Origin of the sequence: Gracilimonas sp. BCB1, from assembly GCF_040117685.2 — a bacterium.
Lineage (GTDB): Bacteria > Bacteroidota > Rhodothermia > Balneolales > Balneolaceae > Gracilimonas.
Window position 1 is genome coordinate 48,782 of the sequence record NZ_JBEDYP020000012.1, and the last position, 23,841, is coordinate 72,622.

Genomic DNA, 23,841 nt, shown 5'->3' on the forward strand with positions numbered 1-23,841 from the left:
CTTTTGTAATATAATCAAATGCTTCGGCAATACGTCAAGATTATTGATTAAGAAATGATTACCAACTTTCCAGGCGCGGCCGGTTTAAAACAATTTGGCCAGTACGCAAAGCTTTTATATCAGGCATTACGTTCATCCACCGAGTTTAGTACTTATCGCAACAACCTGTTCCAGGAATTTGTGAAGGTCGGCTATGAGTCTATCCCTATCATCTTTTTGGTGGGCATTTTTACCGGGGCTGTACTTACCCTTCAAACTGCTTACCAGCTGGACACAGATATTTACCCAAGCTCTATCATTGGCTCTATTGTAGCCCAGTCTATCGTTATTGAACTGGCGGCCGTAATCAGTGCACTTGTTTTGGCCGGAAAGGTAGGTGCCCGAATTTCCACAGAGTTGGGAACCATGCGGGTAAGTGAGCAGATAGATGCTCTGGAATCGATGGGCTTTAATTCCGTCTCCTTTTTAGTGGTGCCACGCATTTTAGCCGGGCTGCTGATGTTTCCCGTTCTTTATGTTACGGCCGCCGTTTTTGGAATTATAGGGGGTGTTACCGCCGGAGCACTGGATGGCATTCTACCCGCTGCAGAGTTTATGGAAGGTGCCCGCGCTTTCTTTTTTGAATCGGATATTATTTTCGGGCTTTTGAAGTCGGTTGTTTTTGGCTTTGTGATTACATCCATTTCCTGCTTTAAAGGATATTTTGCTTTTGGCGGAGCCGAAGGCGTGGGAACCGCAACTACACAAGCAACGGTTTTAAGTTGTATCTTTGTTCTGCTGGCCGATTTTGCCTTAGCCGCAATATTACTTTAAGATCATGATTGAGATTAAAAATCTTACTAAAAGCTTTGGTGATAACCTCGTGTGGAGTGACGTTTCCTTTACAATCGAGGATGGAGAAACCACAGCTGTGATCGGAAAGTCCGGTTGTGGAAAATCGGTATTACTAAAGCACCTGAATGCTCTTTTGTACCCCGACCAAGGTGAGGTGCTGATTGATGGCAAATGTGTATTTGAACTAAGTTATTCTCAGCTCAGAAAAGTCCGTCAGCGTTTTGGGATTCTGTTTCAGGGAGGTGCTTTATTCGACTCGATAAGCACCTATGAAAACGTGGCATTCCCCCTGCGCTACTTTACAGAACAAACCGATGAAGAGATTGAGCATAATGTAATGGAAGCACTCGGAATGGTGAACCTGGAACATGCCGGGGAAAAATCGACCTCAGAACTTTCCGGGGGGATGAGAAAACGTGTGGGCCTGGCCCGTGCTATTATCCTGAAACCGGATTATCTGCTGTATGATGAGCCCACTTCCGGGCTCGACCCGCGCACATCCGAAGAAATTAACGAGCTGATTAATACCATGGCCGACAGCCTGGACATCACCTCCATTGTCATCACTCATGATATGCACAGCGTGCTGGAAGTGGCAGAAAAAGTGGCCTTCCTGGACGAACAAAAACTAAGTTGGTTCGGTAAAACGGAAGACATGAAACACAGCGACAATAAAAATTTGATTGATTTCATATCGGCAAGTGAATATCAAATAACTAAAAAAACTGCATAGGAGAACTTGTTTTGGCAAAAGTGTCCAACGAACTTAAAATAGGGATTACGGTAGTGGTGGCTATTATTGTAGCCTTTATCGGATACCGGGTAATGAAAGACATCCCCCTGTTTCGCACTTCAACAACCATATACACTAAATTTGATCAGGTTTATGGACTCATCCCCGGAAATGTAGTGAACGTGAAAGGCTTCAAAATCGGAAGTGTAAAAGAAATGGAGCTGCTGATTTCGGACTCCACCCTGGTAACCATGAACATTGAAGAAGGGTATCAAATACCCAAAGGTTCTATTGCCGTACTTAAATCCAGCGGGGTGCTTGGGGGGAAATTCATTGAAATTCAAAAAGCCGACTCCACCGAAATGGTTCCGCATCAGGGGTCTATAAAAGGAGTGTTTGAGCAGGGCATGATGGATACTTTTGCCGAAGAAGGGGAAAAACTCAGTAATGATATCTCCGGCTCTATCCGTGGAGTTGAGAAGCTGGTAACCAGCCTCAACGAAACACTGGATGATGAAAATAAAGAGAATATTACCGGTATCATCCAAAACCTGAAATCCAGCACAGGCTCATTGAACGAGCTGATCAGCAAAAAACAATCGGACCTGGATGCTATGATAACTTCAGCTAAGCAAACCATGCAAAACATGGATGACCTCAGCTCTGAAAACAAAGAAAAGCTGAACTCACTCATCACCAACCTGGAAGCTACCAGTACTGAACTGGAAGCGCTGAGCTCCGGTTTAAATGAGACTAATCTTACCCTGAATGAGGTGCTGACCAAGATTAATAACGGAGAAGGAACCCTCGGAAAAATGGTCAATGATCCTTCTCTATACAATAATGTAGATAGCCTGTCTTTTAATTTAAACCGGCTGATCAAAAATATGAATGATGAACCCGGAAAATATTTGAAGCATATGAGACTTATTGAGGTATTTTAACCCCAACCTTATTGTTGAATTTGCTTTCAATTCCTTGGGTATTCACTTATATTTCCAAGCTTACTGCCAGAGGTTAAAAAGACACCTGCAGTAATCAAATCGCAATTTAATTAATGTTTTTTAGAGGTAACCTTTTATGGGTGTAATGGAAAAAATGAGAAACAGCACCGGTGTCATCTTGTGGGTGCTGATTGGATCTTTTGGCCTTCTGTGGGTTTTGTCTGACGTAAACTTTTTTGAAGCCATGCAGGCCGGACCAAGTTCATTAGGTAGTGTGAATGGTGATAAGATCTCCAATGAAGAATATCAAAGCCGTATCCAATATTATTCTAATGCTTACAGCCAGCAAACCGGAAATTCGCTCACTCCGGAAATGCGTGCTTATTACGAAACTCAGGCCTGGAATGAGCTGGTGAACTCCCGCCTGCTACGCCAAAAAATGGACGACCTGGGCATCACCGTTTCAGACCAGGAAGTGCTGGATATGGTATATGGAGAGAATCCTGCCCCGGTAATTCGTCAAAACTTTACTCGTGAGGACGGCACCATTGACCGCGCAGCCGTTCAACAGGTTCTTTCTTCCAGCGAATTCACCCAGCAGGCCGTTGCCTTGGAAATGCAACTCCGGGAACAGCGCCGTCAGCAAAAGCTGAACAATTATATCTCAGCCGGACTTCAGGTAACCGAAGCAGAAGTTGAAAGAGAGTTTGTTAAGAATAACAGTACGGCTAACGTAAACTACATTCGTTTTCCATACAGTGAAGTAACCGAACAACAACTGGATATTTCTGATTCCGAGCTCCGCGATTATTACAACAAAAACAGAGAACGCTATAGCCGCGACGAAAGCTACCGTATTCAGTACGTTACCTTCAGCAAGCTGCCAACGGCAAGCGATACAACCCAGATTATGGAAGATATTCGTGAGCTGAAAACTCCTTTTGCGGATACCGATAATGATTCTCTGTTCTTAGCTCGCCAGGGTTCTTCTACTCAATACAGAAATGCTTTTGTGTCTGAAGATGACATACGGGAAGAGTATACTCCTGTTCTTGATCTTGAAGTTGGAGAAGTGTCTGATGTAATCCTGACTTCTAACCAGGCTGCCATTCTTAAGAAAACAGCGGAACAGGGTAATGAAGTTAAGTTTCAAATCATGAGCTATAACATTCAGGCCTTGCCATCCACCATTGATGAAGCGAACGAGGCAGCTGCCGATTTTGAGTTCTTCGCTTCCGAAGAAAGCTCTTTTGATGAAGAAGCTGAAACTCGTGGACTGGAAATGAAGGAAGCATTTGCTACCAAAGGAAATGATTTCATTTCCGGACTTGGAAGCAGTAAACAAATTATGAATTTCCTGGAATCTGCTGATGAAGGAGATATTTCCAACACTATTGAACTGAGTTCTGACTTTGTGGTGATTCAGGTTGAAGAGATCACCCCCGAAGGCTATCGTCCTTTTGATGAAGTTAAGTCACAGGTAGAAACCCTGGTTAAAGTTGAACGACGTAAAGAACTCACCGTCGATAAGGTGAAAGATCTTTTGGCTCAGAACCAGACACTTTCTGCGTTAGCGGAAAGCACTGAAAAAGAGATTCTTAACGAAGACAACCTCCGCGCGAGTGCAACTGTGCTTCCCGGAGCCGGCAGAGAGCCCCGTGTGGTAGGTGCTATTTTTGCACTCGATGAAGGCCAAACTTCCGGAGTTATTGCCGGAAATAGTGCCGCTTTTGTGGTTGAGTTGATCAGCAAAATGGAAGCTGATTTAGCCAACTTAACTCCCGACCAGCGACAAACTATTCGCCAGCGTCTGGAGCAGCAAAAAACACAAGAGTTCACCTCTATTTGGTTAGAGCAACTTCGCGAAGCCGCTAACATCGTGGACAACCGAGACCGATTGCTTCAGCAATAGTTCTTAATCACATTTTAATTTTTTGGGGTGAGAAGTTTCTTCTCACCCTTTTTTGTTTAGCCCACATTCGATTCCCTTAAATCCGTTACATTTCCACATGCCCGAACAAGCTCCACATAGCAATGAATACTGGATGCAGCACGCCCTGGATTTAGCCAAGCAGGGTAAAGGGCATGTTGCTCCAAATCCCTTGGTGGGATGCGTGATTGTATCATCGGAGGGGAAACTTATCGGCCAGGGCTATCATAAAAAATTTGGCGAGGCTCATGCAGAAGTAAACGCGGTGGAGTCGGTTAAGGATAAGAAACAGCTTAAAGGCGCCACGTTTTACGTAACCCTTGAACCATGCTCTCATAAAGGAAAAACTCCACCCTGCGCCCCGATGCTGGCAAATCTACCGATTAATAAAGTAGTGATTGCCATGAAGGATCCTAATCCTGAGGTGGACGGAAAAGGAATGCTGCATCTCCGAAATAATGGAATTGAAGTTGAAACAGGCGTGCTTAAAAAGGAGGCAGAAAAACTGAATGAGTTTTTTATCCACCATCAAACTTTCGGGCGGCCTTTTATCACGCTGAAAGTAGCCCAGACCGCCGATGGATATATTGCTGCTGCCGACGGAGAATCGCAATGGATTACCGGCGACCAATCCCGGAAACTGGTTCATAAATGGCGTTCTGAATATGATGCTGTTTTGGTAGGAAGAACAACCGCCATGGTCGATAACCCAAGTTTAACGGTTCGTCATGTTTCCGGGCGACAGCCCAAACGCATTGTGATTGACGGACCTTATGAGCTACCCAAAGAACTGAATCTTTTTTCGGATAAATTTGAAGAAAAAACCACCATCATCACCTGGAATAAAGAAGCCTCCGCCACCGATGCCGATCCTATGTTGAAGGTTATGCAGCAAAATTACTTTCGGGGAGAAGTGCTGCAGGTTTCCAGGGTTGACGGACACGTAGATTTACGACAATCGTTTAAGTTATTGGGTGAAAATGGAATCACTTCGGTTTTAGTGGAAGGCGGGCAGCAGCTATCTTCTGCCTTAATCCGGCAGGGGTTAGTAGATAAACTCGAACTTTTTATAGCTCCAAAGTTGTTAGGTGCCGGAACCCGATCGCTTATCAACATCGGCATCAACAAAATGAAAGAAATTGCCGAACTTAAGGATGTCACCTGGACACAGGTCGGTGATGATATGTTATTAACCGGATATTTTTAAAATCATGTTTACCGGAATTGTACAAGAAGTTGGAAAAGTTGCTGACGTCAAATCTCTCAATGGCGGTGGCAAAGAATTAAAAATTGCCTGCTCTTTTGCCGGCACCTGCCATGAGGATGAAAGCATCGCTGTGAACGGAGTCTGCCTCACCGTCACGGCTTTTGATAAGGAAACTTTCACGGTTCAGGCTGTAGAAGAAACACTCCGTAAAACCTCAACCGGTGAACTGGTCACTGGCAGCCCGGTAAACCTGGAGCGTTCGCTTACTCTTCAGAAAGGCATTGAAGGTCACTTGGTACAAGGCCATGTAGACACCACCGGCACTATCACTGAAATTGAAAAAGAAGAAACCGGCTGGTTAATCTCCGTTGAATACCCCGATGAGTTCACAGATATGATTGTTGGACGAGGCAGCATCACCATGGAAGGCATCAGCCTCACCGTTGCCCGTGAATCGGACAACACCTTCACTGTCGCCATTATCCCTTATACCTGGGAGCATACCAATCTTAAAGATAAAACCGTTGGTGATGCTGTAAACCTTGAATTTGATGTGATCGGGAAATACGTGGTTAAATATCTGGCAAAAATAGGCCGTGATTCTCTTTAACGTCCATATCCTGCGCCGGTAGGGCTCGAACTTCTCTCCAGGTTCTTAAGCACCGGAAGCTTCTGAAACAGGCTTTGTATCTGCGAGCTGTTTACACTCAACCGGAAGAAGTAGTACTGAAATTCTCCAAATGGATTGATTTGAAAGGACAAGTTCCAACACTCCAGGTTTCGGGTAAGTGAAAACTGGGAGGGCGTAAACTCCTTTGCAATAAAGTCATAACCTACGTTAGTATTGAATTTCCATTTCGGCGTTAAGTTGAATGATATACTGCTGGCACGTATAGTTGCTCTTTTCCGCGGACTTTGATTAAAACGATAATTCCAGCTGTAACTGAAATTCAGTGATACACTCCAGGGCGAACGAAAATCCGGAACAGGCTCCAGCCCGAAACGGGAATCTACGGGGTGAAAGATAGACTGGTTATAGGGGTCATACCTGCGGCGATATTCCGGAGTATAAACCTCAACTCCATTCCCTCCGCGGAAAGAGGTACTCGCACTCAATGAAAATGATTGGAGCTGAGCCAGCTTATCACCGTCTTCAATATAGTACCGGTCAATCTCTCGGCCCAATGAATCTGTCTGATAAAATGAAAAACTGGCATTGGCACTTAAGTTCAGTCCAGAAATGGCATTGGAGCTGATGGATGTGCTAAGCGGACTTAGATTTAAACTGTCGGCCGCAAAATTGTAGGAAGTGCTCAACGAGAGGTTATCAATAAAGCGCAGGTTTTTTTCGGAAACTTCACCGGTGCTGTCACGCTTTACTATTTTTGTTTCAAATACATTCCGCAGAGAAAAGTTGATTGAGCGCTGTTCGCCACGCCCCGGACCTGAAAAAATTTCGTCCTCAAAGATCGAGTACTGCTGAGTATTGCCCAGGCTGTCAGTTTGCACCGTTCGGTAATACCCCCATCTATCATCACTGAAGTCAGGTCGATAGCTAAATCCTATAGTTGGACGAGCAGTGTGCCTGAATCCCTGCAGGTTCCCAATCTGCATGTTGGATATTCCATAGACGGTAGTACTAAAATTCAGATTTGTGCTGAAATCGCGCGCTGCTTCGAATCCATACACTTTATCCGTTTCCACTTGGTTGGAGTCGGCATTAAAAGATTTTCGAATAGAGGAAGTATACCAGTACTCGTTTCCGCTTATACCGGCAGAAATATTTAAAAATTGGCTGGGAATAAGCTGCCCGATTTGTATACTTGCCGACTGCTGAAATCCGGCCTGAATATAATTTTGATTGCCGGTTGCCTCTTCATACAGCTCCCTGTCAGTGAGGGCTTCGAAGAATGTAACATCCGCACTATCCGCATCTATGGGATTATAGTTGAAGCGGGACCTGAGTGTGTTATCATAACTGATGTTGATCGTTTCATACCAGCGTTGCTGTCCGCTCCCCGAGGATACATTCTGAAAAGGAGAAATTGTCTTCAGCCGGAAGTTGGCAGTTGGACCGCTTAACTGGGTTGAGTAGTTGCTAAAGTTCTGATTCAGCTGAGCGTTGGTACTAAAGGTAAACAGGTTCTCCGGGTGCTTGTAATTGTACGCCATTGTGGACCTTGAGTTCGTCTCAGCCCGGTCGTTAATATCGTAGGAGTTTCTTCTCAGGTAATCTTCGGTTCGAAGATTAACATTAGCAGACACCGATGCATATGGAGAAATAGTTTGGTTATGCTGAATGCCAATCGATTTTTGCACCCGTTGTTCGAAATCAGGATCTGTGGGCTCCAACCCCCGGTCTTTGGAGTATCCGATATCTAATGATCCGTTGTACCAGTTGGTTTTCCGGTACTGCATCCGGCCATTCAGGTAAAAAGTGCCTGAGGTGTAAATATCCCCGTCCACCTGCCCGGTCAGGTAATCATTGAAATACTGAAACCACCCTACGTTCTGAAGTCCCAGCCCACGGTTGTTTTGATTTTGAAAAGCATAAGTAGGTGTTAACAATCCTGACCTCTTCTTCTCAATATCGGTAGGCACATAACCAAATGGGAAAATTAAGGGGTATGGAATATCGAGGATATACAGGCGGGCATTACTAAAAAACAGCTCATCCTGGTCAACCACTTTCATTTTCTTGGCTTTGATATAATAGTACAGGTACTCAGGTGGACAGGTTGAATAAATCCCATCTTCTATAAAAACCTCGCTTTCACTTACATTTTTGATCTTGGAACCTATTAAATGTCCTTCCGAGACCTGCACCTGAGCGGCTTCAAACTTTCCTTTTTTGGTTTTGTAGTTGAATAGAATTCGGGTGCTTTTAATTTCATCTGAATCACGAATAAGTACAGGCCGGGAGAGTGTATCTTCAGGTGTTGTGGTTGTAGCTTCAACTGTTGATTTCTCAATATCCATATTAATCTCGCCTGCATTTAGCTCCCCGGATGGGTGCTTTACCTGAGCGGAACCAAACAGAAAAGCCTTCTTACCTTTAGAAAAATCAATGATGAGCGAATCGGACGATTGAAACTTAACAGCATCATCAGGGACGGGATCACTTCCCCCCGGAGACGTGGAAGGCGGCTGTACCTGCGAGGTGTCCGTAGCCGTTGATGTTGTATCTGTCTGCTGGGCAACGAGAGGTGCCGTCATTAAAAAAACCAGGCAAATACCCGCCGTATATCTGCCTATATGTGTCTTTCTGACGGTAAACATGAGTTTTTTGATTAGGAAAAAGAGTCGAAAGCCAGTCCTGCAGCCCCTAATAACGCACTATCGTTACCAAGATCTTCATAAACCAGCTCAAATCCTTCTTTGAACGGCTCCATCATGTGTTTTCGTACAATATCTCTGGCAGGCTCAAACAGAAAATCACCCGCTTTGGATACGCCGCCGCTCACCACGATTTTACGAATATCCATCATATGTACGTAGTTGATGACGGCATAACCCAACCGCTGACCGCTTTTGGCTAATATCTCTATCGCCAATTCATTGCCTTCTTTTGCGGCATTGGTCAGGTCTATCGGTTCCAGTTTTTCGAAATCGTTGGAGAATTTTTCATAGAGCTCATTAGAAGGGTTTTGAGTGATCAAATCGGTGGCAAACCGGCTAAGAAAGCGCTGACCCAGGTAGGCTTCAACAGTGCCACGGGTAACACTGTTCGATAGCGGACCATGATAATCGATGATCACATGGCCAAGCTCACCGGCCATTCCTTGCGTGCCCTTATAAATATTCCGGTCGATAATAATTCCACCACCCACCCCTGTTCCAAGAGTGATCATGATGAAACTGTCAAAATTTCTGCCAACACCAAAGTGTAAAGAGCCAATTGCAGCTATGTTGGCATCATTCTCAATTTTGCAGGGGATACCGGTTCTTTGAGTGATTTCTTCAGCGGCTTTTACGACCGTCCATCCGGGTAAATTTGGCGGGTGTTTAACCGTTGTCTGATCTTTTGAAACCATTCCGGGTAAACCCAATCCAATCCCGATAATTTCATACTTCCTGTTCAGATCCCCAATAGTTTCTGCAATGCGATTCAGGATGTGATCTTTTCCGAGCTTTGCCTGAGTTGGGGTGGTTACCTGTTCTACAATTCCTTTTTCATCATCAACAACGGCGGCTTTAATGTTGGTACCACCAAGATCAACACCAATGGCTTTCATTCAATTACATTTAGAATCTTACGGTTCCGGTATTTTTGAGAAGATAATGGGCTGACTATCCTAAGCCAAACGGTACTATTTTTCACGTTTCACTTTATAGACCGTTTCTCCGGGCTTTCTCATCCCATATTCTTCCCGGGCAATTTTTTCGAGGAGGGCAGGATCTTTATCCAAATTTTCAATTTTGATTTTAAGCTCTTCGGATCGCTCGTTCAGCTCAGCTGTTCGTTCTTTGAGCTCTTGCTTTTCGGAGTATAAATCCCACCTTGTCTTCAGGCTGTACGAATCAATAAAAGCAAACCAAGCCACTACAAACGCTGTTAGCAAAAGTGCGAGAAAGGACTTTTTCCAGCGTAATGGATTTAAAAATTGTAGGTTCATAAATATGCCTGTAGATTTTCGTTGGCATGTCAAAATACATTAATTTGGCTATTAAGTACAATCCAGTGTTTTGTATTCTATGAAAAAGCTTACCGTTTTGATTGGAACCTTTACGTTGATGTTTTCACCCCTCACGACCTATGCCCAAAGTGAGGAATGGATTCAGGCGTACTTTAATATGCCCGCCGACCACTCCGTTGCTGCAGGTAATAACCTCAGCAACAGTAACCAAGACCTGATCGGAACCCTTGAGCAACTTATCGATTCAGCCTCAACCAGCATCGACTTCTGTATTTATGATTTTGAACACCCGCGCATAGCTCATGCCCTGGTTCGTGCCAAGAACCGGGGAGTTCGCATCCGCGTGGTTACCGACGATCACAACCGAACCGACGGCGGTGATTACGACCTTGCAATATGGACTATTCTTGCTACCGGCGGCATCCTTTCTATGGATGATGACGGCGATATCTATAACCCTGACGGAACCATCACTGATCATGACCTGGTGAACAACGGCTCTGATATGCACAATAAATTTGCTGTTATTGATTACCTGAGTCCATCTCCGGATGATGATTACGTATGGACCGGCTCAACCAACATGACTTTCACCGGGGCTTATAACACCAATCATACCCTCATCATAAAAGACTCGGACATAGCTAAAATCTATACCGAAGAGTTTGAACATATGTGGGGCGATTCCGATGAAACCCCGGAAGTTAACCGGGCCGTATTTCATAAAGACAAAAAAAATGTAGGTCAGAATGTTTTTGATGTAGGCGGAACGCGGGTTGAAGTGTATTTTGCTCCGGTGAACCGGGATAGATCCAAACCGAGTGTAAGCGAGCGATTGGTTTCTCTGATTCGGGAAGAAGCCCAGCATGACATCAACTTTCTGGCTTTCGCCATCACCCCGGACATTCCCATCAGCCGCCAAATGTGGGATCAATCATCCACCGGAGATGTTCTGCTTCGCGGGGCCATAGACCGCAGCTTTTACAGCCGGTATCAAAGTGCCGGTGAGATATGGGGAATTGATTCCGCCCGAATGAGCAACCGGATGATTTTACCGGCCAACGAACTCCGCAAACTTCACCATAAAGTAATACTGCTTGATGCTGAACATCCGGATTCTTCCGACATTGGGGTTACCGTTGCCGGTTCTTATAATTTCTCCATGAATGCGGAAATGAACAATGACGAGAATACCGTTATCATTTTTTCTGATGAGATCACCAATCAGTTTTACCAGGATTTTATGGGCGCTATGAAACGAGCCAGGAACGAAGCCTTTCCTCCTGCTCCACCTTTGGATACTGACCAGTGGTATGAAGTCTTTTCTGTTACTGATGGCAGCCGCTTCGAAATTGAGATAGCTCCCGGCTTTGGATATGGTGTTCGTTTACTTGGAGTGGATATCCCAACCATCTATGCCGGGCAGGATTCGGCTGAGTATTACTCCGGTGCTGCAGCCGATTACCTGCAAAATCTGCTGGAAGGGCGAAAGGTGCGACTTAAGGGCTATAATGGATACGAACCTGAAGCAAGATATAACGCCTTTCAAGCCTATGTGGAGTTGCAATATGATAATGGCCCGGTAAGCCTGAACAAGATACTTCTGGAAAAAGGCTTCGGAACCACCTCGAGCTACTACCGCCAAAATGAAGACTCGATCGCATCATTTAGAAGATATCAGGAAATGGCAAAGGTTAATGAAGAAGGCCTGTGGAGACATCCCGATAGAATAGGTACAAAAACCCTGCGAGCTAAAGAAGTAGATACCGGAAGCCCCACCAATGTGATGTATCCAATCAATATAAACACCGCCGATGAGGCAACCTTGCAGCTGTTGCCCGGCATTGGTCCGGCTTATTCAAAACGTATTGTTCAGTACCGCTTGGAGAATGGAATTTTTAAAAGCGTAGATGAGATAACAAACATTCGGGGTATCGGCCCGAAAACGCTTCAGAAGTTGCGCCCTGTTATTACGCTGGAATAGCTGCCCATAAAAAAACCCCATCCGAGATCAATCGTATGGGGCTGGTCAAGAGAGAGTCATTAAAAAAACTCATAAGATTGTGTGAATCGGGAGGGGCTCGAACCCTCGACCCACGGCTTAAAAGGCCGTTGCTCTACCAACTGAGCTACCGATTCTCAAGTAGATTCCAAAGATAAGGCATTTATCAATTAGAGTACAAGGGAAAAATGAATTTTCTACTCCTTTTTTTCATTGCCTGTATCCAAAATCTGAACCAAATCAGTTTCGATCAGTCGGTGTGGTTTTTCTTCTATTCGTCCTACCTCCGTAGTGCCTTTTAAAACCAACACGGTGGGAATATATTTGATATCAAACTTATTTAAAAATTCTTCGGGAAATTTTTTTTGCCGGTCCACAGCAATGTATTGAACACCGATATTGGCATTCTTCGCAAGTTCTAAAGTTTTCATAAGGCCCGGAATATATTTCTTGGATTCCCGGCACCAACTACCCACAAATACCATCAGCTGAACAGAGTCCTGATGGGCTGATAAATACTCGGTGGACTCCGAATCCGGTTTGTAGCGATCTATATAAATGTCGTAGATACGGTCGTTAGCAAGAATTTCTTCTTTTGTCACCGGGCCGGTTAAATCTTGCTGTTGTGCCTTTAAAGCTGAAGGCCATATCAAGCAAAACATAACAACAAATACAAACCACCTTGCAGAGTTCATAAGGATTTCTGTTTTTTGGATAGTATCTTCAGTCAAATTACCATCTTTCATTGTCAATTATGCCAAGCATTTTCACCAAAATTATTGAAGGGGATATTCCAAGTTATAGAATAGCAGAGGATAATAAGCATTATGCTTTTTTGGACATCAATCCTTCTGCAGAAGGCCACACTCTTTGTATCCCCAAAAAAGAAGTGGACTATATTTTTGACCTGGAACCTTCGGAGCTCTCTGAACTGAATCTCTTTGCCCAAAAAGTAGCAAAAGGAATTGACGAGGCTCTTCAGCCCATCCGAACCGGGATTATCGTTGAAGGAATGGAAGTGCCCCACGCTCATATTCACCTGATTCCCATTTATAAAGAATCCCAACGATTTAGCCTGGGCATGCAGGTAGGAGTAAGTGAAGAACGAATGATGGAATTGGCTAAAATCATTAGTGAAAAAGTAAGCATATGAACATACTGATTATAAACGGACCGAACCTGAATCTGCTTGGCAAACGAAATCCCGGCATATATGGGGCAAAAAGCCTGAAGGACCTTGAATACTATCTGATTGATGAGTTTCCCAAACACCATCTGGAGTTCTTCCAAAGTAACATTGAAGGAGAACTGATTGATAAAATTCAGGAAGCCATGGAAAGTGAGGTGCACGGAGTAGTAATTAATCCAGGGGGCTACTCACACACTTCTGTTGCCTTACGTGATGCGTTGGAACCGCTGGACATCCCCAAGGTAGAAGTTCATATATCCAATATTCATGCCCGCGAAGAATTTCGGGAGAAGTCTGTCACCGGGGGCATCATGGACGGCATCATCACAGGATTTGGAAAGTTCAGTTACGTGCTTGGTATTCAGGCTCTGGAAAAGCTAACCGAATGAGCACGTGGATACTTTCTTTCAACTTAAACGCTCGCATTGACAAAACTTAAAGAACTCTTTTCCGATACGCTTGTTTACGGTATAAGCAGTGTTGTAGCCCGGTTCATAGGTTACCTGCTGGTTCCGCTTCATACCGGCGTATTCAGCGAAGATCAGTACGGGATCATCAGCCTGATTTTTGCGGCCATCGCCTTGTTCAATGTGGTTTTTACCATGGGGATGGAATCGGCCTATATTCGGTACGGCAAAGACCGCGACAAAGCGAAGGATATTTTTAAAACGGTACAGCTTTTCCTGTTGGCTACTTCCGGGATTTTGGCGTTCATCATTTGGGGTGCAGAACCCGTTGTGGCCCCAATCATAGGCCTGGAGCCCGGCGACCCTATTCTCTGGATTATGCTGGGGATTCTCTTTTTTGATACCCTTGCTGTTGTGCCTTTTGCAGAACTTCGACTCGTTCGGAGATCAGTTCTCTTTGCCGTTCTAAAAACCGGAAATGTAATTGTAAACCTTGGACTGAACTTTTATCTCATTCTGGGACTTGATTACGGCATTGAAGCTGTGTTCATCAGCAACCTGGTCGCCTCACTTCTTACGGCTTTAGCTATTTGGGTATTTACCATCCCCATGTTTATGGGAAGCTGGAATACCGCTTTACTTAAAAAAGCCTTGCTGTTCGGACTCCCTTTTATCCCGGCCGGTTTTGGTCACGCGATCAATGAACTGGTTGACCGTTTTTTCCTGAAAGCCATGGATCAATCTACCATCGATGCTTTATATGGTGCCGGCTACACCTCTGACGATATCGTCGGAATTTACAGCGCCTGTTATAAACTGGCCGTTTTCATGCTTTTAATTGTACAAATGTTCAGGATGGCCTGGCAGCCTTTTTTTATGCGTCAGTCGGAAGAAGAATCTGCCCCAAAAACCTTCTCCCAAACCTTTTCTTTATTTAATGCGGCAGCCGCTTTCGTTTTTCTGACTGTCGCTTTATTTGCCGAACAAATTGTTTCCATCAAAGTGCCCGTTCTGGATTTCTACCTGGTGGACCAGAAGTTTTGGGAGGGCCTCACCATTGTTCCGATTCTGTTGATGGCCTACTGGTTTCAGGGGTGGTATATTAATTTTTCAGCCGGAATTTTTATCAGCGAAACTACCAAACGCCTCCCTCAAATCACCTTGATTGGAGCAGGCATAACCATTATCGCCAACCTGATTATGATTCCGTTTTTCGGTATGATGGGCTCTGCTCTGGCCACTCTTAGCAGCTACGCCGTTATGGCCTTGCTGATCTATTATTATTCTACCAATGCTTTCGATGTACCTTACAAACTGGTAAGAGGATTTGCAGTGATGGGCATTGCTGCCGGTCTATTTTACCTTAAACCCACCATTGTTTCGGCAGGACTTTCAGAACTTATTGCTTCCTTTTTACTGCTTCTCACCGGGTTGCTCAGCATCGGATTTATCACCTACACGGCTGTTTTTTCGAAAGAATAGCCCTATATATTTTCCATTTGACCTATCCCCAAAAAGTGAGTTAATTCACTGGTGGAGATGAAGTTACCCAACAACTGCCTCCTCACATCATCAGATATTATTGAATAATTAATTTTGAGTTCCGGGATATTATTATGAACACGAAAGAACGAGTCGGGATTTATGTAGATGCCGTAAATGTTACGATGAATGGAGGGTATGGACTACGCTACGATATTCTCCGGATGTTTGCCTGCCGTGGAGGGGGAATTGCTGCCCGCCTCAATGTTTACCTCTGCTACGACTCCGACCGCCTCAAAGAAGATCATGAATATCGACAGAAAACACAGCGCTTCTGTGAGGTTTTACGGGATTTTGAGTACAAGGTGACTGAGAAACCGGTTCAAACCTACACTAATCATGAAACAGGCGAGAAGATCTCAAAATCCACCATTGATATGGACATGGCAGTAGATATGCTGGTTCAGGCCGACCATCTCGACAAGATTGTATTGCTAAGCAGCAGCGGGAGTTATGTAAGTGTGGTGAATGCCATTCAAAACAAAGGCTGTCGGGTTGAAATGGTCGGCTTTGATAATGTCTCCTCGTCCCTGAAACGAGCGGTGGACTCCTCCGTTTCGGGTTACCTGATTCCCGGGCTGCTTCCTATCGAATCACCATATGATTGGGGTGAGAACGGGTCGCGTGTTCGTGGGGTTTGCTATGATTTCTCCCAGGATGAAGGCTATGGGTTCCTGCGTTTCCTGACCCGAAAAAATGATTGCCTGTGGATTACGGACTCCCGCGATGAAGATTCCCCCTATAAAACCGTGTTCGCTCATGTGTCCCAGTTTGAAGAGGATTTTGATGCTCACTACCTGCCCAGCCGGGAGCTCATTTTTGAGTTTGATGTAACGGAAAATGATAAGGGGTTGATAGCTGAAAATATCGTACTGGTAAGTGCTCCGTAAGTTCGTTATTTGTTGATTCGTTAATGCTTATCACCATTTGAACATCGATCTCTCGCTTAGGCGAACACCAAAAACGTCTATTCTATGGTTACGCTGTCATCGTCGAAGCCATCGTCTTTGTTGCCTTTCCAATCTTTGTAAAAGCTAACCAGGTTAGAAACGGAGTAGGTCAGCATAAAAAATGCGATCAAGTAAGTTACTGAATCCGGGTTCATAATAATAAGGACCGCAGTGATAATAGTAATCACCCCAAGAATGGAGAGTTGCATGGCAAACAGCATCAGCAGGCCGAAAAGCCCCAGGAAGGATGCAAAGGTAATAGGGATGAGTTCGGGGAAGATGAAAATCAGGACTCCGGTAACGATCGGAAGGGCAATCATTGGGGAAGGCAACCGAAACGCCAGGAACATCAGCCCCAGAGAAAGCAGATAGGCGCCGGCAATGAGGTAGAGGAGGTTTGGAAAAACAAGGGTTAAAATGCCCGTTGCCAGCGTAAGCACCGCATTAAATACCTGTCGTTGTCGGGATTTGTGTTGAAAGCGGTCCTGATAGTTTTCAAACATAATAGTCTATTTAATTTTCTTTTATTGCGCGCAGGATTGTGAAACCATTCCACAATGAGATTGAAACCTTGGTAATTTCCATTAATCCAGCTCCACGAATTCTACATTTCTGCTCTCGGTATCCAAAAAAGCGATGGATGCTTTTCCATCAAAGCCGTTTGCCGTGCCGGGATTTATAACGATGGTTCTTCCGGATTCTTTATACACCATTTCATGAGTGTGTCCCGTGATTACAACATCATATCTGCCTGATTCGATCAGAGAGTCTGTGATTTCAGCATATGTACCGTGATATACCGCAATGGATAATCCTCCCTCTTCAGTTCTCAAAAAATCACCCGCTAGTTCGGCTCCCATTTCTCCGAATTTCGACATCAGCAGGTATTTATCACCATCGTTATTTCCAAAAATCCCTTTCAAATTCAAACCTTCAAAATGCGGAATCATAAACGGACTGCAATAATCTCCGGCATGTAAAATCAGCTCTGCCTTTCGTTCCTTAAAGATTCCGATGGCTTTTTTCAGGTTAGGAATGTGGTCGTGTGTATCAGATATAATTCCAATCAGCATGGTCTTCGTTATTTGTTATTCGTTGAATGGGCTCGCCTCTCACCTGACTCACAAATAACTAAAATTTATTCAAAGCTGAAATCTATTGGTTTGCTATGCAGATCTTTTGAAGTGTTCTCACTTTATATTTCATGTTTCTTTGAACGATCTTTCGGCTTTACTAATTTTAGGGCGTATGGATGAAAAGCATTTTCACATAAAAAATATGGTGTGCAGCCACTGCGCAGAGGTATTGGAAGAAAAGCTGTTGGCCGCTGATTTTGATATTCAAAAAATCGAACTCGGTCAGCTTACCCTTTCAAACCCGGTGACGGCAGATGAATACGAACGCCTCATTCAGGTAGTTCGAAATAACGGCTTTGAGCTGATCAACGACAAAGGCAGCCGGATTGTAGAGCAAATCAAACAGCTAATCATTCAATTGGTTCGAACCGATCAGGAGTTAGAAGGAAATCTTTCTGACTACCTCTCAAAAAAAATCGGTAAAGACTACCAGCAGCTCAGCCGGTTGTTTTCCAATGTGGAAGGAAAATCAATTGAGCGGTATTACATCCTGCAAAAAATAGAACGGGCCAAAGAACTGATTGTTTACGGAGAACAAAACCTCACCGAAATTGCTTATGAGCTGGGATACAGCAGTCAACAGCATTTCTCACGGCAGTTCAAAAAAGAAACCGGGCTATCGCCTTCTCACTTTAAGGAAGTGAAAGAGAACAAGCGAATCTCTATCGATAAGCTCTGACAAAATCCTGCACAAGAAATACAGAATACTGCAATTCAGTCTGTGCCAATAGGGCTATCTTGGGATCAAATTAACAAATCCTTTATGATCTCATTCCTCAAAAAATACCGGGAAGTCGCCATTGCCTCCGTTTTCCTGATTGCTGCTCTGATTGCTCAGCATGCTTTTTCCTTTACAGGCCAGGAATATGTGTATATCTCCCTCTTTGTCATTTCCTATTTATTTGTTGGGGGCCCCGTATGGATGAAAGCTTATCGGTCGGTAAAGAAAGGAACCCTTTTCAGTGAGTTTTTCCTGATGGGCATTGCCACCGTTGGAGCCTTTGCTTTGGGAGAATATGCTGAGGGAGTAGCTGTGATGCTCTTTTATATGATTGGAGAGTATGCTCAGCACGGAGCTGTTACCAAGGCACGGCATTCCATACAAAAACTGATCGAACAGCAACCGGATATTGCAACGGTTGAAAGAAATGGTGAAACCGCACAAATTCACCCGAATCAGGTTGAGGTTGGGGATGTCATTCTGGTTCGCCCCGGCGAAAAGGTGCCTTTGGATGGTGAATTATTGAGTGGAAAAGCATCCTTTAATACAGCCGCTCTCACCGGAGAATCAAAGCCTGTGAGCCTGACTAATGGGGAAGAAGTATGGGCCGGGTCCATCAATCAGGATACGCTGGTTCGAATTCGGGTAAGCAGTGAGTTTGAGGACACCAAGCTTTCTCATATCCTTGAAATGGTTCAGGAAGCAGCTCAGCGGAAAGCCCCTACTCAGCGCTTTATGACAAAGTTCGCCAAAGTATATACGCCTATCGTTGTATGGCTGGCTGTGGCTGTGACTTTTGTCCCTTATTTATTTTTGGAGCAGTATGTATTTCAGGATTGGTTTTATAAAGCCCTCGTTTTCCTTGTGGTTTCCTGTCCATGCGGACTCGTAATTTCTATTCCTCTTGGTTATTTCGGGGGAATTGGAGCAGCCTCCAGAAACGGAATCTTACTGAAAGGCTCCGATTACCTGGATCAACTGCGAAAAATGAATATCCTCTTTATGGATAAAACCGGCACTCTTACTGAAGGGACTTTTGAAGTTCAATCGGTAATTACCCATAATGGATTAAGTGAAGCGGAGATCGTTAGCTATGCTGCCTCGCTTGAACAGCACTCCACACATCCTATAGGCAAAGCTATTCTTGCCTTTAAAAACGGTCAGCAACTATTTGAAGTCGAGGACCAACAAGAAATTTCCGGGAAAGGGCTGAAGGGCTTCATAGATGGCCGGGAAGTTTTGGTTGGAAATGCAGAGCTGTTGAAAGGGAGCGGAGTGAAATTAGATGAGGTTTCCTATTCTGAACCTTACACTTTTGTGCATGTGGCAATTGGTGGAGAGCACGCGGGTACCATCCGTATCTCGGACAGAATAAAAGAAGACAGTAAACAAGCCATTCAGCAGCTCAGGGAGAAAGGGATAAATCGCCTGGTAATGCTTTCTGGTGATAACCCGGATGTTGTTTCTTTTGTGGCCAACGAACTGGGGCTGGACGAAGCTCATGGAGGCCTACTTCCCGATGAAAAATACGGCATTGTAAAGCAAGCTCTGGGTAAAGGAAATACTGTCGGCTTTATCGGTGATGGGGTGAATGATGCGCCGGTAATTACCCTGGCTGATGTGGGCATTGCCATGGGGGGCATCGGCTCTGATGCCACAATCGATACCGCCGATGTAGTCATTCAAACCGACCAGCCATCTAAAGTCGCCAAAGCCATCGATATCTCCCGATTCACCCATAAGGTGGTTTGGCAGAACATTGGCTTTGCCCTGGGTATTAAGGTGTTGGTAATGGGACTTGCCGCTATTGGGCTTGCTTCCATGTGGGAAGCTATTTTTGCCGATGTGGGCGTTGCGCTGATTGCGATTGCAAACGCCATTCGGGTTCAGAATAAATTTTCTGACGGTGGGTCTATCTTTGATTTATTCAGGGAACAAAATAAAGTTAAAGAGCCTGAGATGGCTGCAGCTTCCTGCTGTGATGCCTGTTAAAATCAGGATCTAACGACCGAACCTTATTCATCATTAAATTAATATCTGGTTCAAGCGTCCGCTTGGACCAGAATGAAACCAGCCTTCATTTTTAAAATCATCCATTGTACAAGCGGGCACTTGCACTATTTCAGATTTCATCACACCCAGCGCCGAACTTTCTTCTTGTACCCCAGAAACTCTTCACCGAACTTTTGTTCCATTACCTGTTCTTCCGGTTTTATCTGGAACTCGTTCATATACCAAATAAAGATTGGGATGAATAGCATGGTAAGCATATTCTCTAATCTTACCACAGCGGCGCAAAGAATGAGAGCCATACCAAGATACATAGGGTTTCGGGTAATTCGATAGACTCCTGATTTCACAAACGCAGTAGTATCCTGTGGTTTATGAGGATTTACAGTGGTTGATTTTCGCCTGAACTCAATGATTCCAAGAAGAATTATTAACCCGCCTATTGAAAGAAATACGCTGTATAACCAATCCGGCGTTTTTAATACCAGAGGTTCAAATGAAAGCCCACGGTCTGTCAGCCACATCAGTACCACACAAAGAAGGAACAGCAGAGCCGGGGGAATTTTCAGTTTTAACCCATTCATGGTGCTTCTAAATTTTGTCAAGCGATTTCCGCTCCGGGTTTTGCAGCTTTTGGTAGTCACTCATGCTCATCCCGGTTATTTCTTTAAACTGTCGCGATAAGTGTTGAAGGTTCTTATATCCTAATTGATATGCAATTTCGCTGAAGCTAAGATTCTCATACTCCACCCATTCTTTGGCTTTCTCAATCTTCAGCCGAATAAAATACTTTTCGATTGTTATTTCTTCCTTTCGGGAAAAAACCCTGGATATACTCGCATAACTCTTTGCAAGGCTGTCAGCCAGGTAATCCGATAATGAGGTCTCATCGGTTTCGAGGTCTCCGGATCCTACCCATTCTATCAGAGTGGTTTTTACTTTTTCTACCAGTATAGAATCTTCACCCTTCAACAAGCCGAAGTTAAACCGATTCAGCTCTTTCTCAATTTCCTTGAGCGTGGGATGATCTCCGATTCGCGTAACTTCAGCCTTTCCTAATTGAACATAATTTACTTCAAGACCAAGTGCTGACAGTGCGGTTTCTATGACCATCTCGCAGCGGTCACAAACCATGTTTTTAATATGCAGCGTCATTTTTTCCATCGCATCAATGTAAAATCCCAAGTGCCAAGCACCAAATTCCTGGACATTGATCATTGGTATTTGGTGCTTGGAGTTTGGTCATCAAATTTAATTGTCCGACCACACTGCAAATTCGTTCCCACTGGGTTCGATGAAATGAAAGCGCCGGCCACCGGGAAAAGAAAAGATATCTTGTACAATTTCAGCCCCTGCATTTTTTACTTTTTCCATTGTGGCTTCCAAATCTTCGCTGTAAAAAATAATCAACGCTCCGCCAGTTTTTGTGGTCGATTTCTTATCTGATTTATAGAACCCACCCTTGAGCCCTTCGTCAGGAAAGTCGCAGTACTCAGGCCCGTAATCCGTAAACTTCCACCCGAAAGCTTTGTTAAAGAATTGTTTTGTAGCCTCCAGGTCTGTTGCCGGAAACTCTACATAATCTATTTTTTCGTGTTCGCTCATATCCTTTCTTTTCCCAAAAATGTAAATAATAACGCACTGTACTCCAACCGTTTATAATCCCGGCCAGCTATGTTTGGTTTAGAGGATTACCTTGGCTATTATTTTAGAAAAACGGTAGCAGGTTATTATCTATGAAGAAAAAGGTTTACAGTTATGAAAATGAAGAGATCAAGGTAACCTGGGATCTGAAGCGATGCATCCATGCAGAAAAATGCGTCCATGGGCTGCCCGATGTGTTTGACCCCAACCAAAAACCCTGGATTCAACCTGAACATGCTGAAGCGGGAGAGCTGACGAAAGTCATTGAGCGCTGCCCAACCGGAGCGTTGCATTACGAACTTAAGATCTCAGATGAGAAAGAGAAGGCACCGGAGCAAAATGTAATCACTATAGAGAAAGACGGACCCATTTATATTCACGGAGAAGTGGTGATTCGGGATATGGACGAGAATATCGTGCTGAAAGATACACGGGTTGCTATGTGTCGCTGCGGCAAGTCTAAGAACAAACCCCTTTGTGATAACTCCCATATTGAAGCTGGTTTCAAAGCTGATACCTCCTTCAATCCGGAGCGTCTTCGCACCGAACCGGTGAATGGCAAGGGCGGAGAGCTTTCCATTAAGCTGTTTGATAATGCACCCTTTCTGGTACAAGGTAATTATGACCTTGTAGGCGAAGAAACGGGGCGGGAAACCTGCAGCAAGAAAATGAGTTTTTGTCGGTGTGGGGGATCTCATACCAAACCCTTTTGCGATGGCACCCACAAAAAAATCGGGTTCATTTCTGAATAATGGCTGTCGTTATTTGTATAATCGTCAATCGTATAATCATTAGCTTTTAAGCTTAAATTCCACTTTCCGAATAACGAATAACTATAAACGAATCAGGAAATGTCCAATCCCAAAATCATTCTTGCTGTTGCTGCTTTCCTGCTCGCCATTGCTGTAGCAGCCGGTGCTTTCGGCGCACATGCTTTAAAGAATACTCTGAGTGCTGAGCGACTCGAAACCTGGCAAACGGCCGTTCAATATCACGCATGGCATGCTTTGGGACTCATGCTTATCGCCCTTATCGGAACTCAGTTTCAGATGGTTGTAACCTGGCCGGCTTCTCTGATTCTGGCCGGTATCCTGATTTTCTCCGGCAGCCTGTATGTGCTTTGTTTAACAGGAACAAGCTGGCTTGGAGCTGTAACCCCTGTGGGTGGCGTGGCCTTTATTGTGGGGTGGGTAATGCTTGGGATACAAATCCTGAGAAAAGGTTTTCAATAAAATAAACACCGGCCAACCTTAACCCAGGTAATCCGAAATGCACATTGAGGCTTTTTACAATTACTGCCAGTCATTGCCCGGAGTTACCGAGGACTTTCCCTTTGGAGAGCAAACTCTGGTTTTTAAAGTAATGGGAAAAATGTTTGCTCTCACCGACATTGAGAGCTTTGAAAGCATCAACCTCAAATGTGATCCGGTTAGAGCTCTTGAACTTCGTGCATCTTATGATGAGGTTAAACCCGGCTATCATATGAATAAAAAGCACTGGAATACGATAAACACTTCCGGTGCTTTGGGTGATGAGTTACTCTTTGAGCTAATAAAACACTCTTATGACTTAGTGGTCGCAAAGCTTCCCAAAAAAGATCGCGAGACCTTATCCTCCTGAACCCGATTTTCCGGGCATCATTCGACTCATCATCTTTTTAAAGAAGCCCCAGAAAAACTCAAACTGGCCAAACATAGCCCCGTAGATCAGCAAAAAAATATTGTAGAGTGGAAGGATAGTTACAAGCCAAACAATTGCCTTAAGCCAGAACGGATCCGTGTCGATAATCCCAATCAGATTGAAAACGAAACGTCTGGCGTAAAGTGCCGTAAAGCCGGTGCAGGCGAAGACGATGAGTATCACCAGTACCTGCCAGTTGCTGGTTATTCCCCACCGGGATTTTAATTTTTGAAGTATTTTCATCACGAAAGTTTTATTTGTCAAAAAATATCCTT

The 23,841-nt window shown here is 44.4% G+C and carries 26 protein-coding genes and 1 tRNA gene; 16 read left to right on the plus strand and 11 right to left on the minus strand.

Translation table 11 applies throughout. The features are described 5' to 3' along the window. The first annotated feature begins 54 nt into the window (after positions 1-54). From ABFW99_RS06610 to ABFW99_RS06635, 6 genes are all read left to right on the plus strand, one after another. A complete protein-coding gene (locus tag ABFW99_RS06610; protein ID WP_349354724.1) occupies positions 55-813 on the plus strand; it encodes an MlaE family ABC transporter permease in 759 nt (252 codons plus the stop codon). Between the two features lie 4 nt (positions 814-817). Further along, positions 818-1,567 carry an ABC transporter ATP-binding protein gene (locus ABFW99_RS06615; protein ID WP_349354725.1) on the plus strand — a complete coding sequence of 250 codons (750 nt, stop codon included), beginning with the start codon at positions 818-820 and terminating at the stop codon, positions 1,565-1,567. Positions 1,568-1,587: 20 nt separating this feature from the next. Further along, positions 1,588-2,511 carry an MlaD family protein gene (locus ABFW99_RS06620; protein WP_349354726.1) on the plus strand — a complete coding sequence of 308 codons (924 nt, stop codon included), beginning with the start codon at positions 1,588-1,590 and terminating at the stop codon, positions 2,509-2,511. Between the two features lie 154 nt (positions 2,512-2,665). After that, complete coding sequence (locus tag ABFW99_RS06625) at positions 2,666-4,423, plus strand: SurA N-terminal domain-containing protein (RefSeq protein WP_349354727.1); 1,758 nt, start codon at positions 2,666-2,668, stop codon at positions 4,421-4,423. A 97-nt stretch (positions 4,424-4,520) separates the two neighbouring features. Beyond that, on the plus strand, positions 4,521-5,648 hold the full coding sequence (gene ribD / locus ABFW99_RS06630; protein ID WP_349354728.1) for a bifunctional diaminohydroxyphosphoribosylaminopyrimidine deaminase/5-amino-6-(5-phosphoribosylamino)uracil reductase RibD: 1,128 nt from the start codon (positions 4,521-4,523) through the stop codon (positions 5,646-5,648). A 4-nt stretch (positions 5,649-5,652) separates the two neighbouring features. Further along, complete coding sequence (locus ABFW99_RS06635) at positions 5,653-6,258, plus strand: riboflavin synthase (protein WP_349354729.1); 606 nt, start codon at positions 5,653-5,655, stop codon at positions 6,256-6,258. Here ABFW99_RS06635 and ABFW99_RS06640 read toward each other — a convergent pair. The 3 genes from ABFW99_RS06640 to ABFW99_RS06650 form a co-directional block, all read right to left on the minus strand. Beyond that, positions 6,255-8,927, minus strand: a complete 2,673-nt coding sequence (locus ABFW99_RS06640) for a putative LPS assembly protein LptD (RefSeq protein ID WP_349354730.1) — start codon at positions 8,925-8,927, stop codon at positions 6,255-6,257. The two genes, ABFW99_RS06635 and ABFW99_RS06640, sit on opposite strands and share 4 nt — an antisense overlap. Positions 8,928-8,938: 11 nt before the next feature. Next, the gene (locus tag ABFW99_RS06645) at positions 8,939-9,883 is read right to left on the minus strand and encodes an ROK family protein (RefSeq protein ID WP_349354731.1); all 945 of its coding nucleotides are present in this window, start codon (positions 9,881-9,883) and stop codon (positions 8,939-8,941) included. Between the two features lie 75 nt (positions 9,884-9,958). Further along, the gene (locus tag ABFW99_RS06650) at positions 9,959-10,264 is read right to left on the minus strand and encodes an FtsB family cell division protein (protein ID WP_349354732.1); all 306 of its coding nucleotides are present in this window, start codon (positions 10,262-10,264) and stop codon (positions 9,959-9,961) included. 79 nt (positions 10,265-10,343) lie between these two features. Here ABFW99_RS06650 and ABFW99_RS06655 point away from each other — a divergent pair, with 79 nt between their 5' ends. After that, complete coding sequence (locus ABFW99_RS06655; protein ID WP_349354733.1) at positions 10,344-12,269, plus strand: phospholipase D-like domain-containing protein; 1,926 nt, start codon at positions 10,344-10,346, stop codon at positions 12,267-12,269. A gap of 82 nt (positions 12,270-12,351) precedes the next feature. Here ABFW99_RS06655 and ABFW99_RS06660 read toward each other — a convergent pair. Together ABFW99_RS06660 and ABFW99_RS06665 are read right to left on the minus strand one after the other, a co-directional pair. Then, positions 12,352-12,424: transfer RNA gene (locus ABFW99_RS06660), tRNA-Lys, on the minus strand. Between the two features lie 60 nt (positions 12,425-12,484). Further along, complete coding sequence (locus ABFW99_RS06665; RefSeq protein WP_349354734.1) at positions 12,485-12,982, minus strand: thioredoxin family protein; 498 nt, start codon at positions 12,980-12,982, stop codon at positions 12,485-12,487. A 59-nt stretch (positions 12,983-13,041) separates the two neighbouring features. Here ABFW99_RS06665 and ABFW99_RS06670 point away from each other — a divergent pair, with 59 nt between their 5' ends. The 4 genes from ABFW99_RS06670 to ABFW99_RS06685 all read left to right on the plus strand — a co-directional run bounded on the left by ABFW99_RS06670 (position 13,042) and on the right by ABFW99_RS06685 (position 16,315). Beyond that, positions 13,042-13,440, plus strand: coding sequence for an HIT family protein (locus ABFW99_RS06670; protein WP_349354735.1), 399 nt, complete (start codon positions 13,042-13,044; stop codon positions 13,438-13,440). After that, positions 13,437-13,865, plus strand: a complete 429-nt coding sequence (gene aroQ, locus ABFW99_RS06675; protein ID WP_349354736.1) for a type II 3-dehydroquinate dehydratase — start codon at positions 13,437-13,439, stop codon at positions 13,863-13,865. The genes ABFW99_RS06670 and aroQ overlap by 4 nt, the downstream gene beginning before the upstream one ends. Positions 13,866-13,901: 36 nt before the next feature. Further along, positions 13,902-15,365 (plus strand): lipopolysaccharide biosynthesis protein, encoded by a 1,464-nt coding sequence (locus ABFW99_RS06680; RefSeq protein ID WP_349354737.1) that lies wholly within the window; start codon positions 13,902-13,904, stop codon positions 15,363-15,365. 134 nt (positions 15,366-15,499) lie between these two features. Beyond that, positions 15,500-16,315, plus strand: coding sequence for an NYN domain-containing protein (locus ABFW99_RS06685; protein WP_349354738.1), 816 nt, complete (start codon positions 15,500-15,502; stop codon positions 16,313-16,315). A 77-nt stretch (positions 16,316-16,392) separates the two neighbouring features. Here ABFW99_RS06685 and ABFW99_RS06690 read toward each other — a convergent pair whose 3' ends face one another. Beyond that, a complete protein-coding gene (locus tag ABFW99_RS06690; protein WP_349354739.1) occupies positions 16,393-16,878 on the minus strand; it encodes a hypothetical protein in 486 nt (161 codons plus the stop codon). An 81-nt stretch (positions 16,879-16,959) separates the two neighbouring features. Then, positions 16,960-17,448: a metallophosphoesterase gene (locus ABFW99_RS06695; protein WP_349354740.1), complete on the minus strand. Its 489-nt coding sequence runs from the start codon at positions 17,446-17,448 to the stop codon at positions 16,960-16,962. Between the two features lie 139 nt (positions 17,449-17,587). Between ABFW99_RS06695 and ABFW99_RS06700 the strand changes: the two genes are divergently transcribed. Beyond that, positions 17,588-18,190 carry an AraC family transcriptional regulator gene (locus ABFW99_RS06700; RefSeq protein ID WP_349354741.1) on the plus strand — a complete coding sequence of 201 codons (603 nt, stop codon included), beginning with the start codon at positions 17,588-17,590 and terminating at the stop codon, positions 18,188-18,190. 84 nt (positions 18,191-18,274) lie between these two features. Next, positions 18,275-20,224 (plus strand): heavy metal translocating P-type ATPase, encoded by a 1,950-nt coding sequence (locus ABFW99_RS06705; protein WP_349354742.1) that lies wholly within the window; start codon positions 18,275-18,277, stop codon positions 20,222-20,224. Positions 20,225-20,364: 140 nt separating this feature from the next. On the opposite strand, the gene ABFW99_RS06710 is transcribed toward ABFW99_RS06705, so the two are convergent. From ABFW99_RS06710 to ABFW99_RS06720, 3 genes are read right to left on the minus strand one after another with little or no spacing between them, the layout of a single operon-like run. After that, complete coding sequence (locus ABFW99_RS06710) at positions 20,365-20,847, minus strand: methyltransferase family protein (RefSeq protein WP_349354743.1); 483 nt, start codon at positions 20,845-20,847, stop codon at positions 20,365-20,367. Next, positions 20,834-21,460, minus strand: a complete 627-nt coding sequence (locus ABFW99_RS06715) for an AraC family transcriptional regulator (RefSeq protein ID WP_349354744.1) — start codon at positions 21,458-21,460, stop codon at positions 20,834-20,836. Before ABFW99_RS06715 ends, ABFW99_RS06710 begins: the two co-directional genes overlap by 14 nt. 33 nt (positions 21,461-21,493) lie before the next feature. Then, positions 21,494-21,847 (minus strand): VOC family protein, encoded by a 354-nt coding sequence (locus ABFW99_RS06720; RefSeq protein WP_349354745.1) that lies wholly within the window; start codon positions 21,845-21,847, stop codon positions 21,494-21,496. A 131-nt stretch (positions 21,848-21,978) separates the two neighbouring features. Here ABFW99_RS06720 and ABFW99_RS06725 point away from each other — a divergent pair, with 131 nt between their 5' ends. The 3 genes from ABFW99_RS06725 (at position 21,979) to ABFW99_RS06735 (ending at position 23,506) form a co-directional block, all read left to right on the plus strand. Then, on the plus strand, positions 21,979-22,638 hold the full coding sequence (locus tag ABFW99_RS06725; RefSeq protein ID WP_349354746.1) for a CDGSH iron-sulfur domain-containing protein: 660 nt from the start codon (positions 21,979-21,981) through the stop codon (positions 22,636-22,638). Positions 22,639-22,737: 99 nt separating this feature from the next. Beyond that, positions 22,738-23,118 carry a DUF423 domain-containing protein gene (locus tag ABFW99_RS06730; RefSeq protein ID WP_349354747.1) on the plus strand — a complete coding sequence of 127 codons (381 nt, stop codon included), beginning with the start codon at positions 22,738-22,740 and terminating at the stop codon, positions 23,116-23,118. Positions 23,119-23,155: 37 nt separating this feature from the next. Next, positions 23,156-23,506 (plus strand): MmcQ/YjbR family DNA-binding protein, encoded by a 351-nt coding sequence (locus tag ABFW99_RS06735; RefSeq protein ID WP_349354748.1) that lies wholly within the window; start codon positions 23,156-23,158, stop codon positions 23,504-23,506. On the opposite strand, the gene ABFW99_RS06740 is transcribed toward ABFW99_RS06735, so the two are convergent. Beyond that, positions 23,495-23,809 carry a DUF6787 family protein gene (locus ABFW99_RS06740; protein ID WP_349354749.1) on the minus strand — a complete coding sequence of 105 codons (315 nt, stop codon included), beginning with the start codon at positions 23,807-23,809 and terminating at the stop codon, positions 23,495-23,497. The two genes, ABFW99_RS06735 and ABFW99_RS06740, sit on opposite strands and share 12 nt — an antisense overlap. Positions 23,810-23,841 lie beyond the last annotated feature (32 nt).